The sequence below is a fragment of the Neobacillus kokaensis genome (assembly GCF_014656545.1).
GTDB classification, from domain to species: domain Bacteria; phylum Bacillota; class Bacilli; order Bacillales; family Cytobacillaceae; genus Neobacillus; species Neobacillus kokaensis.
Genome location: NZ_BNDS01000010.1, coordinates 107,491 through 124,641 on the forward strand (window position 1 = coordinate 107,491; position 17,151 = coordinate 124,641).

Annotated in this window: 17 protein-coding genes; 3 read left to right on the top strand and 14 right to left on the bottom strand. The window is 40.1% G+C overall.

The window, feature by feature from the left end; all coding sequences use genetic code 11:
- On the top strand, nucleotides 1-182 hold a 182-nt coding region (locus IE222_RS26390; RefSeq protein WP_223282694.1), incomplete at its 5' end, for a hypothetical protein.
- Nucleotides 183-284: 102 nt separating this feature from the next.
- Here the strand turns inward: IE222_RS26390 and IE222_RS13185 are convergent.
- From IE222_RS13185 to IE222_RS13215, 7 genes are all read right to left on the bottom strand, one after another.
- Complete coding sequence (locus tag IE222_RS13185; protein ID WP_191273524.1) at nucleotides 285-2,171, bottom strand: ABC transporter ATP-binding protein; 1,887 nt, start codon at nucleotides 2,169-2,171, stop codon at nucleotides 285-287.
- The gene (locus tag IE222_RS13190) at nucleotides 2,168-3,895 is read right to left on the bottom strand and encodes an ABC transporter ATP-binding protein (protein WP_191273526.1); all 1,728 of its coding nucleotides are present in this window, start codon (nucleotides 3,893-3,895) and stop codon (nucleotides 2,168-2,170) included. Before IE222_RS13190 ends, IE222_RS13185 begins: the two co-directional genes overlap by 4 nt.
- Before the next feature lie 187 nt (nucleotides 3,896-4,082).
- Nucleotides 4,083-4,832 carry a YybI family spore inner coat protein gene (locus tag IE222_RS13195; protein WP_191273528.1) on the bottom strand — a complete coding sequence of 250 codons (750 nt, stop codon included), beginning with the start codon at nucleotides 4,830-4,832 and terminating at the stop codon, nucleotides 4,083-4,085.
- Nucleotides 4,833-4,931: 99 nt separating this feature from the next.
- A complete protein-coding gene (gene parC / locus IE222_RS13200) occupies nucleotides 4,932-7,376 on the bottom strand; it encodes a DNA topoisomerase IV subunit A (protein WP_191273530.1) in 2,445 nt (814 codons plus the stop codon).
- Complete coding sequence (gene parE, locus IE222_RS13205) at nucleotides 7,373-9,352, bottom strand: DNA topoisomerase IV subunit B (protein ID WP_191273532.1); 1,980 nt, start codon at nucleotides 9,350-9,352, stop codon at nucleotides 7,373-7,375. The genes parC and parE overlap by 4 nt, the downstream gene beginning before the upstream one ends.
- Before the next feature lie 275 nt (nucleotides 9,353-9,627).
- A complete protein-coding gene (locus tag IE222_RS13210) occupies nucleotides 9,628-10,047 on the bottom strand; it encodes a CoA-binding protein (protein WP_191273534.1) in 420 nt (139 codons plus the stop codon).
- A 54-nt stretch (nucleotides 10,048-10,101) separates the two neighbouring features.
- Nucleotides 10,102-10,932 carry a sensor histidine kinase gene (locus IE222_RS13215; RefSeq protein WP_191273536.1) on the bottom strand — a complete coding sequence of 277 codons (831 nt, stop codon included), beginning with the start codon at nucleotides 10,930-10,932 and terminating at the stop codon, nucleotides 10,102-10,104.
- A gap of 268 nt (nucleotides 10,933-11,200) precedes the next feature.
- On the opposite strand from IE222_RS13215, the gene plsY reads away from it, so the two are divergent.
- Together plsY and IE222_RS13225 are read left to right on the top strand one after the other, a co-directional pair.
- Nucleotides 11,201-11,800 carry a glycerol-3-phosphate 1-O-acyltransferase PlsY gene (plsY, locus tag IE222_RS13220; protein WP_191273538.1) on the top strand — a complete coding sequence of 200 codons (600 nt, stop codon included), beginning with the start codon at nucleotides 11,201-11,203 and terminating at the stop codon, nucleotides 11,798-11,800.
- A 113-nt stretch (nucleotides 11,801-11,913) separates the two neighbouring features.
- Complete coding sequence (locus IE222_RS13225; RefSeq protein WP_191273540.1) at nucleotides 11,914-12,081, top strand: hypothetical protein; 168 nt, start codon at nucleotides 11,914-11,916, stop codon at nucleotides 12,079-12,081.
- A 338-nt stretch (nucleotides 12,082-12,419) separates the two neighbouring features.
- Here the strand turns inward: IE222_RS13225 and IE222_RS13230 are convergent, their stop codons facing one another.
- The 7 genes from IE222_RS13230 to IE222_RS13260 all read right to left on the bottom strand — a co-directional run bounded on the left by IE222_RS13230 (nucleotide 12,420) and on the right by IE222_RS13260 (nucleotide 17,059).
- Nucleotides 12,420-12,710: a hypothetical protein gene (locus IE222_RS13230; protein ID WP_191273542.1), complete on the bottom strand. Its 291-nt coding sequence runs from the start codon at nucleotides 12,708-12,710 to the stop codon at nucleotides 12,420-12,422.
- Between the two features lie 24 nt (nucleotides 12,711-12,734).
- Entirely contained in the window at nucleotides 12,735-13,163 is a 429-nt protein-coding gene (locus IE222_RS13235) for an acyl-CoA thioesterase (protein WP_191273544.1), read from the bottom strand.
- A 22-nt stretch (nucleotides 13,164-13,185) separates the two neighbouring features.
- Nucleotides 13,186-15,516: an AAA family ATPase gene (locus IE222_RS13240; RefSeq protein ID WP_191273546.1), complete on the bottom strand. Its 2,331-nt coding sequence runs from the start codon at nucleotides 15,514-15,516 to the stop codon at nucleotides 13,186-13,188.
- Nucleotides 15,517-15,629: 113 nt separating this feature from the next.
- Entirely contained in the window at nucleotides 15,630-15,866 is a 237-nt protein-coding gene (gene tlp / locus IE222_RS13245) for a small acid-soluble spore protein Tlp (RefSeq protein ID WP_191273547.1), read from the bottom strand.
- Between the two features lie 152 nt (nucleotides 15,867-16,018).
- Nucleotides 16,019-16,159, bottom strand: a complete 141-nt coding sequence (locus IE222_RS13250) for an acid-soluble spore protein N (protein WP_066398434.1) — start codon at nucleotides 16,157-16,159, stop codon at nucleotides 16,019-16,021.
- Nucleotides 16,160-16,226: 67 nt separating this feature from the next.
- Nucleotides 16,227-16,358 carry an FbpB family small basic protein gene (locus IE222_RS13255; protein WP_191273549.1) on the bottom strand — a complete coding sequence of 44 codons (132 nt, stop codon included), beginning with the start codon at nucleotides 16,356-16,358 and terminating at the stop codon, nucleotides 16,227-16,229.
- A gap of 167 nt (nucleotides 16,359-16,525) precedes the next feature.
- Nucleotides 16,526-17,059, bottom strand: a complete 534-nt coding sequence (locus tag IE222_RS13260) for a redoxin domain-containing protein (protein WP_191273551.1) — start codon at nucleotides 17,057-17,059, stop codon at nucleotides 16,526-16,528.
- Nucleotides 17,060-17,151 lie beyond the last annotated feature (92 nt).

Here is a 17,151-nt window from a genome sequence, read left to right on the forward strand (position 1 = left end):
TTCCCTTCTTGGACGGGCAAATTCAAGCATTCATTTTTACTGTTAGCCGCCTATCTATCGGCTTCACTGGAAGAATCAAAGCGTCATTCTTTCCGTTTTACTACTTTCCCCCCAACTCACTCGGGCAGAATATTCTTCCTGTTCAACTGCCTTCCAATCTTACACGGGTTAAATCAACATAATTTATTCTAAAACAAATATTCACTTTTGTTAGTTATGTTCGTAAAAATTCAATTAAAAAAGCTTAGAGAGCATGTAACTTCTCTAAGCATAATAAGATCTATTTACCCAACATTTTTTATCCCGCCGCCTGTAAACTGGCTATTATATAAATCAGCATAGAAACCGCCTTGATTTAGTAGTTCTTGGTGATTTCCTTTTTCTATGACCTTTCCATGGTTCATGACTAAAATAAGATCGGCATCACGGATGGTCGATAACCTGTGGGCGATGACAAAGCTTGTGCGGCCATGCATCAAATGGTCCATCGCCTTTTGAATTTGTACTTCCGTCCGTGTATCAACACTGCTGGTTGCTTCATCAAGGATTAACATCGGCGGATTGGCAAGAATCGCCCTGGCAATGGTTAACAGCTGCTTTTGTCCTTGAGAAATATTAGATGCTTCTTCATTTAATACGGTATCATAGCCGTCAGGGAGTGTCCGAATAAAGTGATCAGCATTTGCCGCCTGAGCCGCCGCAATAATTTCTTCTTCTGTTGCACCTTCACGGCCATAGGCGATATTATCTTGAATAGTACTATTAAAGAGCCATGTATCCTGCAGCACCATCCCAAACAAACTGCGTAGGTCCGCTCTTCTCATTTCTCTTGTATCCATTCCATCGATTAAAATTTGACCAGAATTAATTTCGTAAAAACGCATTAATAAATTGATCAAAGTGGTTTTTCCTGCACCAGTTGGTCCGACAATCGCAATCTTTTGACCAGGCTTGACGGAAATATTCATATCTTCAATTAACAGGTCGTTTTCTTTATAACCGAAGGATACATGCTTAAATTCCACATCACCTTTTGGCGCAGTAATCACTTTAGGTGATGCAGTTTCCGCAACCTCTTCACTCTCATCAAGGATTTCAAATACTCGCTCTGCACTGGCAATTGTCGACTGAATCACATTTGCGATTTGCGCTGTTTGCGTAATTGGCTGAGAAAATTGCCGCGCATACTGAATGAAAGCCTGGATATCGCCAATTTCAATTGCCTTTTTCGTTACAAGAATCCCGCCGGCAACTGAAACAAGCACATAACCTATATTGTTAATGAACGACATAATCGGCATAATCATCCCCGAAACAAATTGCGCCTTCCAGCCGGCGTTGTATAACTTTTCGTTAATCACTTCAAATTCTTCCATTGATTTCTTTTCGCGGCCAAATACCTTAATGATTTTATGGCCGGTATACATTTCCTCGACATGACCATTTAACTGGCCAAGTGCTTTTTGCTGGCCTTTAAAATACCGTTGCGATTTCTTGGCAATACTGGCTGTTGCAACAAAGCTGAGTGGTAAAGTGACGACTACAATTAACGTCATGAGCGGACTAATAGATAACATCATAACAATGACACCGATTAATGTGATAACAGATGTAATCAACTGCGTTAAACTTTGCTGCAGGGTGGTGCTAATGTTATCCACATCATTGACTGCACGGCTTAGAATCTCTCCATGCGTCTTGGCATCAAAATATTTTAACGGCAGCCGGTTGAGTTTTTCTTCAACCTCTTTCCGTAGATTATAAACCGTTTTTTGCGCTACACCTGCCATGATGTACTGCTGTACATAGGCAAAGGCGGCACTAAGAAGATAAAGACCGATCAGCAGCAGAATAATATTCCCGATATAGACAAAATCAATTTTCGCACCAGGTACCTGATTTATCTTCATCATCAGTCCTTCAAAAAGTTTGGTTGTTGCTTTTCCCATAATTTTCGGGCTGACGATTGAAAACACGGTACTGATGATGGCGGTGATAAACACCGCTAGCAGCTGTCCTTTATATGGTTTTAAATAAGTGATTAATCGCTTCAGCGTGCCTTTGAAGTCCTTTGCTTTTTGGACTGGCATGCCCATTCCGTGCGGTCCGAACCCTGGTCCCCGTCCTGGAGAGCGATGTTCCGTATTTTGATTTTTAGTTTCTTGGCTCATGCGATTTCCTCCTCGGACAGCTGCGACATCACAATTTCACGGTAAACGTTACATGTTTCCATTAACTGTTTATGTGTGCCTTTACCGGCTATTTTACCGTTATCAAGGACAATAATTTGGTCCGCATCCATAATCGTACTGACGCGCTGAGCAACAATTAATACCGTGGCATTCCCGGTTTCTTCTTTTAAAGCGGCCCGCAGCTTGGCATCCGTTTTAAAGTCCAGAGCGGAAAAACTATCATCAAAAACATAGATTTCCGGTTTTCTTACTAGAGCACGCGCAATCGAAAGGCGCTGTTTTTGCCCACCCGAAACATTTGTTCCCCCTTGGGCGATCTCTGTATTATAGCCCTTCGGCATTTCTGCTATAAAATCCGCCGCCTGGGCAATTTCGGCTGCGTAGCGGATTTCTTCTTCTGTAGCATTTTCTTTGCCGTAGAGGATGTTTTCTCCTATCGTCCCAGTAAAAAGAACCGCCTGCTGCGGGACGAACCCAATTTTTTGCCGCAAGCTTTCCTGCGTCATTTCCCGGACATCAATCCCATCAACCAGCACTTTACCGTGATCAACATCGTAAAAGCGTGGGATCAAATTTATAAGCGTCGATTTACCTGAACCGGTACCGCCAATAATCGCGGTAACATCACCGGGGATCATTTTAAAAGATATATCGGAAATCGCCTGCATTTCAGCGCCAGGATAGCTGAAGCTGACATTTTGGAATTCTACTTCACCACGTATCGTTGCTGGCTCAATTGGCTTTTCTGAATTTTTTATATCAGCAATAGTGTCGAGCACTTCAACAATCCTGCCTGCGGAAACAGCTGCTCTTGGAATCATCACAAACATCATTGCAAGCATTAGGAAGGAGAACATGATTTGCATCGCATATTGAATAAATGCCATCATGTCACCGACTTCCATATGGCCGTTGCTGATACGGATGCTGCCGAACCAAATAATCGCAACAGTGGTTAGGTTTAAAATAATCATCATCGTCGGCATCATCGCTGCCATAATTTTATTCACTTTGATTGCCGTTTGCGTTAAGTCCCAGTTGGCTTCATCAAATCGCTTCTTCTCATGGTCAATCCGGTTAAAGGAACGTATAACACGAATTCCTATCAAATTTTCTCGTAAAACACGATTAAGCTTATCAAGTTTTACCTGCATCGCTTTAAATAGTGGAATGGCTTTTTTTTGGACGATTAAAATAATAATAATCAGTACCGGAATAGACACCGCTAGTACTAATGTTAGTTTTGTATCTTTTGACAACGCCATGATGATCCCGCCGATACACATCATCGGTGCCATGACCATCATCCGCAGCATCATAATTAAGACTTGCTGTACTTGTGTAATATCGTTCGTGGTTCTGGTTATTAATGAAGCAGTGCCAAATTGATCAAACTCATGTAAGGAAAAATCTCCAACATGAGAGAAAATTTTGCTGCGTAAAAGTTTGCCAAATCCAGAGGCCGCTTTTGCCGAGAAAAAGCTGGCCGTGACCGAACAAATCACTCCCCCGGCGGCAACAAGCAGCATGAAGCCGCCAATTTTCCAAATATACTGTGTATCACCGGTGACAACCCCTTTATCGACAATGTCGGCCATTAATGTTGGTAAATAAAGTTCAGCCAATGACTGCAGCAAAATCAAAATTAAAACCAAATAAATCGGCACTTGAAATGGTTTTAGAAATTCAACTAATTTTTTCATTGCTTTTCACTCCCTTCCTAATTTAATACAGAAACTGCTTCTGTACTTTAGTAGGCAATTCACTAAATTATTCGCTAATTATATTTCTCTGAGTGTAATTCGGTCAAATTTAATGTCAATAAAGTTAAAGTTTTTTAAATACTTAAAACAAAAAAACACAGGAGTACCTGTGTTTTTTTAATTTAGGCTAGTTAGCTTCTTTTTTCACCTTAACTTCAAGTAAATTCCACTTTCCATTTAAATATCTCCAAGTAGATTCTACAAAGCAAATCGTATCAGCATTAGCAATTCCTGCTATTCGCTGCACTCCCTTTAAACCAAGTTTCCCTTCCCCAAGCTCTACCGGTTTTAAACTGGAATACGAATTAACCATTAGCTCTGTTGGTTCATTCAATTTCCCTTTATAATAAAGCCCAAGCTTTTTATAATATAGCTTCCGATCCTTCAAATCGAAAGGATAGGTCTTACCGGTTTCCTTAATTTTGATCTCTGCCTTGTAGTCATTTACGAAACGGCTTTCCATTTCTACCGGGTCAGGCACGGTTAAGTCGGTGTGGACAAAATTTTTCAACGAATGTAAAAAGCTAAGGACAATCCCTCCGCTTCCGCCAGTTTGCACAGTTGCCAATACATCCCTCACACCATCATGGTTTAAATCAACTAATTGAAAGGAAGCTTTTGCACCGCTTTCCAATGGAAACGTATATTTTTTTCCATTTGATGCCTTAATTTCAATAAAAATTTCCTTTAAAAAATCCTCTTCCTCTTGATAGGGAACCCCTTTTAAAAGAATAGTTTCCAGTTCCGTGTCTCCGGTAATATCTGCTTTCTGTTCAGAAATGGTAACGGTTTTTGCTTTTTCTTCGACTGCATATACGACAGTTGTCAGAGATAATAGGAAAAAACCCACAAATGCTAAGAATGTTTCCTTCTTCATTTTAATCCTCCCCATAAAAAAACTGATACATGCTAGTATGTCCAATTATGGAAAAAAGATGAAAAAAAGACTCTCTAATTTTTAGAGAGTCCTCATTTCTTATTCACTTGATGTTTCCTTTGCTTCTACCTTCCAAAGTTCCCTTACTTTTCCGCTTTCTGCTTCATCAATAATAAAGGAGCCGTTGGAATAACGGTCGCTGAAATGAACTTCACCTGTTTTAACCATTTCAATATGACCTTTTTCGGTTTGGATGAATACCTCATCCTGCTCCCCCGCAGCGGCAAAACCAACAATCCGATGTGGGTTTGCTTTTAACTCGCGAAGGATAACAACACCCCGTTTTGCACGAGTTGACTTTTCGAATTCCGTTAATTTCATCCGTTTCAATGCACCGCGCTGCGTGGCAATCACAATTGATTCTGAGTTGCTGCCAGCAGGAGATATAAGCTGTGCCCCAACCACATAGTCATCGTCTTTTAAATTTATTCCTTTAACACCTGCAGCTCGAACACCAATAATACTGATTTCATCTTCATTAAACCAAAGGGAGTAACCTAAGTGAGTTACCAAGAATATTTCTTTAGACCCATCCGTTTGATGGACATCAACAACCTGGTCCTCATCCTTTAGATTAATGCCAACCAGCGGCTTGGAATAGCGCTGTGCTTTGTATTGTTTCAATTCTGTTTTCTTCACCATGCCATTTTTTGTGGCAAACACGAGGAAGGCATCCGTTTCAAAATCCTTAACCGGTATCGCCTTGACAATATCCTCATCACGATCAATTGGAATTATGTTGGCAACATGCTGACCAAGGTCCTTCCAGCGGATATCCGGCAGCTCGTGAACCGGGCAATATAAGTAATTGCCTTTGTTAGTAAATAACAGTAATACATCCTGTGTATTCATATCAAGCTGTGCTAATAAACGGTCGGACTCCTTCATCGCAAAGTCCTGGCCATTTGAGGCAGCATATGAACGCTGGCTTGTCCGTTTTACATAGCCTTCTTTTGTGACCGTAACAATAACATCCTCACTGGCTACCATAACTTCAAGATTAATCTTGATTTCTTCAATTTCTGCTTCAATTTTTGAACGACGGTCATCTGCAAAGCGCTTTTTCACGTCTCTCAATTCTTTTTTAATTACAGAGTGAAGCTTTTTCTCGCTTTCTAAAATGCTGGTTAACTCCGCAATCTTCTTTGCTAATTCCTCAGCTTCATTTCTTAACGCGGTGATGTCAGTATTTGTTAAACGATATAGCTGTAACGAAACAATTGCTTCCGCCTGTGCTTCGGTAAATTCAAATTTAGCAATTAAATTGTCCTTAGCATCTCGCTTATCCTTTGACGCACGGATCGTGGCAATGACTTCATCCAGTATAGATAGTGCCTTCATGAGGCCTTCCACAATATGCTGGCGTTCCTTTGCCTTTTGGAGATCGAACTGTGTCCTTCTTGTCACAACTTCTTTCTGATGCGCAATATAGGCATCAAGCAGTTCGCGGAGTCCCATCTGCTTCGGGCGCTTGTTATGAATCGCAACCATGTTAAAATTGTAGGTTACCTGCAAGTCACTGGTCTTATATAAAAAATTTAAAACCCCAGCGGCATCTGCATCTTTTTTCAATTCAACGACAATGCGAAGTCCTGTGCGGTCCGTTTCATCACGTACCTCGGAGATCCCTTCGACTTTTCGGTCCAATCGGAATTCATCCATTTTTTTCACGAGATTCGCTTTATTGACCTCGTAGGGAATTTCTGAAATGACAATCTGCTGCTTGCCGCCGCGAATGTCCTCAATCTCAGCCTTCCCTCGGACAATAATTTTTCCCTTACCGGTTTCATAGGCCTTTTTAATCCCGTCAATTCCTTGAATGATACCGCCCGTTGGAAAATCAGGTCCTTTAATAACGGTCATCAATTCATCAACTGATAAATCCGGTTGATCCATCTTCATGATGACACCGTCGATGACCTCACCTAGGTGGTGGGGGGGAATGTCCGTCGCGTAACCTGCAGAAATCCCTGTAGAACCATTGACGAGAAGGTTCGGGAACATCGCCGGAAGGACAGTAGGTTCCTTTGAAGTATCATCAAAGTTTGGGATGAAATCAACGGTTTGTTTTTCTATATCTCGCAACAGTTCTGCAGCAATGGCTGAAAGTCTCGCCTCGGTATAACGCATTGCTGCTGGCGGATCGCCATCCACGGACCCGTTATTTCCGTGCATTTCCACTAACACATTACGAACCTTCCAGTCCTGGCTCATCCGCACCATTGCCTCATATACGGAAGAATCACCATGCGGGTGGTAGTTACCAATAACATTACCAACCGTTTTTGCGGCTTTTCGAAACCCTTTTTCATGTGTATTGCCTTCCACATGCATCGCATACAAAATTCGACGCTGTACCGGCTTCAATCCATCTCGGGCATCTGGCAGGGCACGTTCTTGAATAATATATTTACTATAGCGGCCAAATCGGTCGCCAAGAACATCTTCTAAAGGGAGGTCACGAAATTTTTCTGGCACACTCATCCTTCATAACCTCCTTCAGAAACAGTAATATTTTCATTTTCTAATATCGTATCATCTTCTTCTAAGCCAAAGGCAACATTGCTTTCAATCCACTTACGTCGCGGTTCTACTTTGTCCCCCATAAGTGTTGTTACCCGGCGCTCGGCGCGTGCGGCGTCGTCAATTTTAACGCGGATGAGCGTACGTGTTTCCGGATCCATTGTCGTTTCCCAAAGCTGGTCGGCATTCATCTCCCCAAGACCTTTGTAGCGCTGGATGATATAACCTCTTCCAACCTTTTTAATAGCTCCCTGTAGTTCATCTTCATTCCAGGCATATTCAATGACCTCTTTTTTACCGGTTCCGCGGCTTACTTTATAAAGCGGCGGCAGGGCGATAAATACTTTTCCTGCTTCTACTAGCGGCTTCATATAGCGGTAAAAGAATGTAAGTAACAGTACTTGAATATGGGCGCCGTCCGTATCCGCATCGGTCATGATTATTACCTTGTCATAATTAATATCCTCTATCGAAAAATCGGAACCGACACCAGCACCGATCGCATGGATAATCGTATTAATTTCCTCATTTTTAAAAATATCGGACAGCTTGGCCTTTTCTGTATTGATAACTTTACCTCTAAGCGGTAAAACAGCTTGGAAACGGCGGTCGCGGCCTTGTTTTGCTGACCCTCCCGCAGAGTCACCCTCAACCAAGTAAAGCTCATTTTTTTGCGGGTTACGAGATTGTGCAGGCGTTAGTTTGCCAGAAAGTGAGGCTTCTGAACGTTTCCGTTTCTTTCCACTTCGGGCATCCTCCCGGGCCTTCCTTGCAGCTTCCCTTGCTTGATAGGCTTTGATTGATTTTTTAATCAACAAAGAGCTAACATCCGGATTCTCTTCTAAAAAGTAAGAAAGATGTTCAGAGACAACTCCATCTACAGCAGATCTTGCTTCACTTGTCCCTAATTTTCCTTTTGTTTGCCCCTCAAATTGGAGCAGTTCTTCTGGAATGCGAACAGAAACAATTGCGGACAATCCTTCACGAATATCTGAGCCATCCAAATTTTTATCCTTCTCTTTCAACAGACCAACCTTGCGGGCATAATCGTTAAATGCCCGGGTCATTGCTGTTTTTGAGCCTGCTTCATGTGTACCGCCATCTTTTGTTCGGACATTGTTTACAAATGATAAGACATTTTCTGAATAGCCGTCATTAAATTGGAAAGCAAATTCAACTTCAATATTATTTTGCGTGCCTTCAAAGCTAACAACAGGATGAAGAACGTCTTTTTCCTCATTTAAATACTCAACGAATGCCTCAATCCCATTTTCATAATGAAATACTTCATGAAAATCGTTCCGTACGTCAATAATTTCAATTTTTAAACCTTTTAACAAGAAGGCTGATTCCCGGAGCCGTTCACATAGTGTTTCAAAATTATATGTCGTGGTCGAGAAAATGGCCGGATCAGGCTTAAAATGAATTGTGGTTCCCGTTTGGTTGGTTTTTCCGATTTTTTCAAGTGTGGTTGCCGGCTTACCGCCATTTTCAAAGCGCTGTTCGTAAATAAATCCATCCCTTTTTATCGTGACGGTCAGCCATTCTGACAATGCATTCACTACCGAAGCACCTACTCCATGCAGCCCTCCGCTTGTCTTATAGCCGCCTTGACCGAATTTTCCTCCGGCATGGAGAACAGTAAGAATCACTTCTGTTGTCGGTTTACCTAATTTATGCATCCCCACAGGCATGCCGCGTCCCTTATCAATGACGCTGATCGAGTTATCTTTGTGTATTTTAACAATGATTTGATCACCATATCCTGCAAGCGCTTCATCGACGGAGTTATCGACAATCTCATAGACGAGATGGTGAAGACCCCGTGAATCGGTGCTGCCAATGTACATACCAGGACGCTTTCTAACGGCCTCAAGCCCCTCAAGTACCTGAATGGCATCATCATTATATTCAAAAGCTTGCTGATTTCTTGCCACTTAAATTCCCCTTTCATACACCACGCAAAACCTATAACCTATAAAAATACTGCTTCATTTATCATTCGCCAGATGTATCTTTATTCCTCCCAGAACGAATGTTTGCCTATTTTATTTTATCATATCTTACAAACGAGTCTATGCTTTATTTTAGCGATTTATTTAGATTTGGCAAATACATAATTAAAATTAGGGTTGAAATCACTGCATTTTTTAGGTATTTTTCATTTAAAAATGAAAAAAACTGCCACATTTTTTGGCAGCTTTTTGAAAAATTATATTGCCCTTGTTATCGCATGTTCCACTTTAATACAGCGGTCCATGATCACTGTAAATCCCTTTTCTTTTAAGAATTGATACGCCTGTTCATTAATGAGCCCCTGCTGAGCCCAAAATACATCGGCATCAATCTCGGCAAATTCTTTCGCAACATCGAACAGCTGTTCAGAGCGGCGAAATACATTGACAATATCAATATGGCCCTCAATATCCTTCAAAGAAGCAACAGCTTTTGCACCTAGTGCTTCTTCGATGGTTGGGTTTACTGGGATAATGTCATAGCCGGCTTTTTGCATCGCAGCAGAAACTTGGTAAGAAGTTCTTTCGGGGTTGCTGCTTAACCCAACAACAGCAATCCTTTTGGCTTTTTTTAAAATATCTTTAATTTCCTCGCGGCTTGGATTTTCAATTGTCATAGATTCCAACTCCTAATAGTCTTTTTTACTATATATTACCTGAATCCATGAAAATTACTCAACTAAATCGCTTGGGGACTGCAAGACCCTCGGCACGGAAAGACTGAAACATGCTCCTCCGGCTTGATTTTTTATAGATACACTGCCATTCATTTTTTCCAAAATCATCTTGGTCATATATAATCCTAATCCAGAACCATGAGGCTTTGTCGTAAAGTGTACATCAAACACCTTATCAATCAATGCAGGTTCAATTCCACCAGCATTATCTGTAAATTCCGCATTAATAAAGTCTTTTGTTTCTTTGATTTTAATGGTGATTTTCCGATTGGATATCTCTTTCAAGACAAACGCGTCACGGGCATTTGCTAAAATATTGAGTACAACTTGGCTGAATTCATTTGGATAACCATATGCAATCTGCTGTCCCCTATTTTCAAACTCAACGGCAATTCCGTGATTTTTCAGGCTTTGTGAAAAAATTGACAGCGCTTCCTCAATAGCATCCCCGACAGAAAAGGAGTTTTTTTCGAAGTTTGGTTTGTAAAATTTACGGAAGTCGTTTATCGTCTGCGACATATGCTTAATAATAATTATACTTTCTCGTGTAAACCGGTCTATATAAGATTCATTGATTTCCCCGAATTCCAAAGCATCTCTTACATCCTCTACTAAAAGCAATAACCCGTTTAAAGGCTGGCGCCATTGGTGGCTGATACAGGACATCATTTCTCCCATTGCCGCCAGCCTTGCATGCTGAATTAGCATTTTTTCCTTCTCTCGATTCTTCTCTATTTCCTCTTGAATTCGTTGCTCTAGCAATCGGTTAACTTCCTCATACTTTTCCGCCAATGCACGATAATCAATTTCATTTTGGATGTTCATATAAATCACCTCATGATCGGGTCTCATCATTTTTAATAGAATTGACCAGCTTTTGCCTTTATTTTAGCCTAATAATAAGACCGAGGATATAAAGTGTGGAACGATTTAACAAATGGTTTGAAAATTCTCCATACATTTGTAATAAATTTGCCTCTAAACATACAAAATTTCTATAATCCAAAAACGAAAAGAAAAATCATATGGTGATTTTCCTTATTTCATGGTGTAAAATAAAATAGCTTGATCTTTTTTTAAAGGAGTATTTGCAATGGTTCAAATTTTAATTATCTTAGTTCTTGCTTATTTACTTGGCTCCATTCCTTCAGGTTTAATTATAGGGAAGGTTTTTTATAAGACTGATATTCGGGAACATGGGAGCGGAAATTTAGGGGGCACAAATACTTTTCGCACATTAGGTATCAAAGCCGGATTAGTAGTAACAATCGCAGATATTTTAAAAGGAACGCTGGCAACTGCCTTACCGGCACTATTAGCGGTTGATATGCATCCATTACTAGCGGGAGTTTTGGCTGTTATTGGTCATACTTATCCTATTTTTGCCGGGTTTCGCGGCGGCAAAGCAGTAGCAACATCTGGCGGGGTCATTTTATGTTACGAACCGTTATTATTTATTACGCTGGTGCTGGCATTTTTTATAGGTTTATACATATCTAAGTATGTTTCATTATCTTCTATGATTGCTGGAATCGTCGGTGTTCTTTATGTTTTGGTTTCAGGTATTATTGGCGTATGGGATCCTCCGCTTTTGGTTGTAATTACCCTCATGGCTACGTTTGTTATTTACCGCCACCGTACAAATATTAAACGAATTATGAATAAAACAGAACCAAAGATTAAATGGCTGTAGCAACATGTTACAGCTTTTTATATTTCACAAAAAATTCATAATCCTTCCATTCCATTCGTATATTTTATTTTACAATTAGATTAATAAGATGCCTTACATTTGGAGGGTTCATAATGAAAGCGATATCACAGGATTACTTATTTTCGACATTTGTGAATGATTGTAATGACCCTAATGAATTTATCATTGAGTTTGTATTGTGTGATGCAGTCGGAAAAACGGCAGTTAAGGTGACAAACAATTTCGATGAATTAATTGAATTTCTTGAAGAATTATCATAAAAAAACGGAGCTTTCCATTTGGAAGGCCCCGTTTTATATGGTCAGTAATTGAAATTTCCTTTTCCCCATAACATCTTCCACATAATCAAGCTTCGTATGATCAAAATATACAAAGTCTTTTTCGTGGATTAGAACTGTGATGTCATCAAATTCAAAGGAGAGATCACCTTGGATTTTCCGCTCTTCCAGAGACAGATTTAGTTTTGGACCGCCTCAACCGACACCCATGCTAAGACGTAAAAACAAGACTTCATCATTTGACTTCTTCTCTGCTTCCATTGCCTTTTTTATAACCATGTAAGCCGCTTCCGTCATTTTAAACATTTAATCACAACCTGTCACCAAATATATTCAAGTAAACCTTCCTGCTGTAAAACCTCTCTTTGCCGCTCACCAAGTAAGTCAAAGTGAGAGTAGCCATCCTTCCGATGATGAATCCACTCTTTCATAAGACCATATTTCCGGCCCCATGCAGCTAATTTCTCAAGATCATTGCAGCCGACTTTCGTAACCGTTTTACACCCCGGAAAGCGGTCATCGAGCCAGTAATGGGTTAAAAAGGCGATTTCACCACGGTCAATTTTTCTTTTCCATTCCTTTACATCCCGTTTTTTAATGCCAAACGCCAACCTTGTCACCCCTTGTTTCTAGATCTATTTTTTCTTGATATTTTCGTATTTTAAGAACCACTCAGGGAACGCTTTTTTAAACGAGGTTGGTTTAAAGTTATCTCTCTTAACGATAATATGAGTAGTCGTTCCCTCAGCACACACTTCCTCGTTACCATTGATGATTGTATAACCATAAACCGTTTTAATACCATCATTATGCGCCACCCAAGTTTTTACGAAAGCCTGATCTCCGTAGCGCAATGCCTTCTTATATGTTACTTGAACATCGTAAACGGGCGCGAAATAACCCGCTTCTTCCATTGCTACATAACTATACCCAATATCTTCAATAAGGGCAGTCCTGCCTAACTCGAAATACTTTAAATAATTGGCATGATATATGACACCCATCATATCTGTATCCGCATAGTAAAGCTGAATCTCTCTCGTTGAAACAAAAAATTCTTCCATTGAACCAGTTCCCCTTTTTCTATTAAAATTTACTAAAAGCTGCCCTGACATCTGCTGCTTCTAAAATAAATGCTTGTTCAAAAAGTTTGCTTTCTTCGAAATTGGCTTGTCCATCCATTAATCGAGCTGCCTGGGCTTGAATTATGGCATCGACCAAATTTACAGCAAACCTGCCGTTGCCATTGAAGCACTCTTTTACCATTGTATTAAGCAGTAAATTCTTTGCGTCATCTGTTATTTTATATTGATAGCTTGAAGCATAAGACACCATGATCTTAAGCAATTCCTCAGATGAATAATCTGGAAAGAAAAAGAACTTTTTAAACCTCGAGCGGAGACCTGGGTTGCTTTCAAGCAGCTTATCCATCTCATTCGGATAACCAGCTAGAACTACCACAAGATTTTCATTATGCTTCGTCATTTCATCGACAAGGGTGTCAATCACTTCTTTGCCAAAATCTCCAGCAGCAGCCCCGAGAAGCGAATAGGCTTCATCAATAAATAGCACGCCGCCGAGGGCTTCTCTGATTTTTTTCTTTGTTTTACCAGCTGTTTGCCCTACATAACCAGCGACAAAGTCAGCTCTGCTTGTGACAACCAGATGCCCTCTTTTTAACATACCGCATTCTTTTAACAACTCGGCGTAAAGTTTTGCAACGGTTGTTTTTCCAGTGCCCGGATTCCCAGTGAACACAGAATGGAGCTGAATTGGCACAGCAGGCAAGCCGTTGCTGCGTCTAAAATGCTGCATTTTTACAAATGAGTACAATGACATAAGTTCCGCTTTTAAAGACTCAAGTCCGATTAAACCGTTAAGCTGCTCAATCGGCGAATCCAGCGCTTCGTGCTTCTCCAAACTAAAATCTTCTTTTTTTAAGATCATATAATCTACAAGCTCTTGACTGCCTTCATTTTCCGACCCTTTTTTAAAAATAGCGTCTAACACAAGATTGCTTACCGTACGTGCATTTCCAAATGTGTCATCAACACGCTCGTGGTCGAGACGGTGTCTTAGTTCAGCCATCGCATCATCAGTTAAATAATAATCATTCGCATGGGCCACTTTTTCCCCAATTTCAATTAACTCATCATTTGTATAATCAGGCAAATGGATAAAGTTTGACTGCGGAAAACGGCTCCGAAGCCCCGGATTTGCGTGTAAAAAGGTTCGCATTTCTTCAGGGTAGCCAGCTAAAAATACTGCGAACTTTCCGCTATATTCATTACTAGTCATCAATGCAACAAGTGTGTCAATTGCTGTTTGTCCATAGTCATTTCCCGTTTGTCCCTCGCGCTTTAAACTATAGGCCTCATCAATAAACAGGACGCCGCCGAGAGAGCGTTCAACAATTGCTCTTACGTTTTCCTCTGTTTGGCCGACAAAGGCACCAACAAGCTGAGAACGGTTTGTTTCGAACACCTTTTCACGCGGCAGCACACCAAGTTCATGATAGATTTTCGCCATTAAACGGGCAAGCGTTGTTTTCCCGGTACCAGGATTGCCGGTTAAGATCATATTCAGACTGAGTTCATCTTTTATGGTAAAACCTAATTCTTTACGTTTCTTTTGGTATTTTAGAAATTGATAAAAATCATTTACCCGTCTTTTAACGGATTCCATGCCAATCATCTCGTTCATCATTTCTAAGGCGGTTTTATCAGCAGCTGTAACGGATGCTTCAGGTTCAATAAAAAGCTGCTCCCATGCCTGCTTTGTTGCGCCTATTCGAGACAAATGGTGTTTTAGATTCTCATAGTACACTGCCGTATGAAAGACACCGATAATAGACTGCTCATATTCCTCGGCAGCCTTCAATAACTTCCCTGTTTCTCCAATTATATTGCTAAGCAAATCGTGAAGCTGTTGGAGTTTTTTAAATAGCTCTTGATCCATTGTCGGTGAGATAAGATCTACTTTTTCTTTTATAGCATGAAGATCATCTTCGGCATTCGCTAAAAATCCCTGACAAATTTGGATGTATTCTTCGGCCACTTTCTTTTTGGCTGTACGATTATCGGTTTCTCTGATGGAAGGAAATGAAAGCGGGGAAAGCAGGTTTTGTAACTTTCTCCAATCCGAATGAATCATGATTTCTTTCGCATTTTGATTATCCGGATTAAGCTTCACTGCTTTATCAAGCCAAATTAACGCCAGAGAATCCTCTTTATTTCGATTAATTCTTGAACGGGCGGCAAGTGTTAATAGATTGGATAAAAAGACTGGATTCTTTTCCTGGCTAATCGCAGTAATGAGTAGGCTTTCATTTTTTATTGTCCCGCTTTCCAATATCTCTTGTTCCCAAATACGTATTTGCTCATTTGTAATCGATGATTTTTGGTTTTGCTGTATCATGGTTCATCACATCTTTTCAAAAATTCCTTTTTATCTTACCATAAGAAAACATTGAATACTAAACAGAAGGATTAAAAAAAGGACCTGTCCTGATCGGCGGTCCTTAATTGATTTTAACCTTGATTATTGTTGGCGTTAGCTTCATCTTTAATTTCTGAACGGAATGATTCGATACTTTCACGTCTGCGCTGATTTTTCGCTTCAATTTGCTGACGCTGTGTCTCGCTGTCAGTATACGCTAATGACTCTTCGGCTGCTTCCATATTCTCAATTGTATGGTGAATCATGGATTGAAGTTTTTCTACATTATCACTGCGATCATCAGGTTTTGGTTTGTTATTATAAGCCACTGAAGATTCCTCCTAAACAATAGTACTTGGTACAAATATAGTTTGTATCGTTGTGAAAAAAATATCAGATGTAAAAAATAGCAAATGAACCTAAAGTACAGCAAACAAAAAGACCCGCAGACGTCCTAAGCCCTTGGGTCTTACCATTTATGTTATTCACCTTTTGTTTGCATTACTTGGACTTGCTGGCCGGATTTATCTTGCATTTGTTTGCCTTTATTCCCGCCAAATCCTTGCGGCTGTGTTCCAATATGATCAGGTCTAAAACGTTTTGTTTGATAACCTTTACCCATAATTAATCCCCCCTTAATAACTATTTTGTCCATTTAAGCGGGGAACCATGATTGGAAATCTTTTGTTTTATTCAGCCTTACCTAGACGTTTTTGTTCTAGGCGCTGTTCGATTTTTTCCAATGCAGCACTATCTTTCAAAAGTTGTGATTTATTTTCTGAAACTAATTCCGCAAAGGAACGTTTTCTTGGTCTTCTCATGTTTATCACCTTCCTTATTACCTATTGTAACAAGTATTATTCCCAGAAACCGTTCTAATTATTACAACTTTTTGAAAATTTCAGCGCTTTTTTAATTAACATAAAAAAGTTATCAATCGGCTTTTATAATTTGATAAAAAAGGACGCCGGTCGAAACCCGCGTCTAGTTATTTTAGCTTATTGGTAAAGTCCTTCATATCATCCAGCTTCATAGTGCCGACAAATTTGTTTTGTATGATACCGTTGCTATCAATAAAATAAGTCGTCGGGATTGAGATTACCTGATATTTCGTATTAACGGCATCCTCTGTATCAAGAAGAACAGGGAATGTAATCTTGTATTCATCAACAAATCCTTTTACGTCTAGTTGCGGATCAATGTTGACAGCAAGGATTTTGATATCCTTATCGGCTGATTTATAAAATTCTTCCATTTCAGGCATTTCTGCTTTACATGGACCGCACCATGTTGCCCAGAAATTTAACATAAGTTTCTTTCCCTTTAAGTCAGAAAGCCTTACCGATTCACCGTTCAATGTTTTTAATTCAAAATCAGGGGCCTTTGCACCAATTGTCAATGCTGTTGCTGAGACCTCTTTTGCGGTATCGGGCTGTTTATCTGATTTTTTATCAACTGCCTGTACAATCGCCACCGTTAATAATGCAATTAAGACAACAGCAGCAATTACTTTCTTAATCATCCCGAATCCCCCTTCCTTTCGTTCATACTTACCCTATTTGATTTTACACTATAAACTCAGGTAAAACAAAATAGCAATTTGCCGATTCTGTG

Excerpts from the sequence above, each read along its gene's own strand:
- IE222_RS13210 (WP_191273534.1), bottom strand. The coding sequence starts at position 10,047 with ATGACAATTGAAAATCCAAGCCGCGAGGAAATTAAAGATATTTTAAAA.
- IE222_RS13190 (WP_191273526.1), bottom strand. The coding sequence starts at position 3,895 with ATGAAAAAATTAGTTGAATTTCTAAAACCATTTCAAGTGCCGATTTAT.
- IE222_RS13250 (WP_066398434.1), bottom strand. The coding sequence starts at position 16,159 with ATGGGTAAAGGTTATCAAACAAAACGTTTTAGACCTGATCATATTGGA.
- IE222_RS13185 (WP_191273524.1), bottom strand. The coding sequence starts at position 2,171 with ATGAGCCAAGAAACTAAAAATCAAAATACGGAACATCGCTCTCCAGGA.
- parC (WP_191273530.1), bottom strand. The coding sequence starts at position 7,376 with ATGAGTGTGCCAGAAAAATTTCGTGACCTCCCTTTAGAAGATGTTCTT.
- IE222_RS13260 (WP_191273551.1), bottom strand. The coding sequence starts at position 17,059 with ATGATTAAGAAAGTAATTGCTGCTGTTGTCTTAATTGCATTATTAACG.
- IE222_RS13195 (WP_191273528.1), bottom strand. The coding sequence starts at position 4,832 with ATGAAGAAGGAAACATTCTTAGCATTTGTGGGTTTTTTCCTATTATCT.
- IE222_RS13235 (WP_191273544.1), bottom strand. The coding sequence starts at position 13,163 with ATGGAAGAATTTTTTGTTTCAACGAGAGAGATTCAGCTTTACTATGCG.
- IE222_RS13225 (WP_191273540.1), top strand. The coding sequence starts at position 11,914 with ATGAAAGCGATATCACAGGATTACTTATTTTCGACATTTGTGAATGAT.
- IE222_RS13240 (WP_191273546.1), bottom strand. The coding sequence starts at position 15,516 with ATGATACAGCAAAACCAAAAATCATCGATTACAAATGAGCAAATACGT.
- IE222_RS13215 (WP_191273536.1), bottom strand. The coding sequence starts at position 10,932 with ATGAACATCCAAAATGAAATTGATTATCGTGCATTGGCGGAAAAGTAT.
- IE222_RS13255 (WP_191273549.1), bottom strand. The coding sequence starts at position 16,358 with ATGAGAAGACCAAGAAAACGTTCCTTTGCGGAATTAGTTTCAGAAAAT.
- plsY (WP_191273538.1), top strand. The coding sequence starts at position 11,201 with ATGGTTCAAATTTTAATTATCTTAGTTCTTGCTTATTTACTTGGCTCC.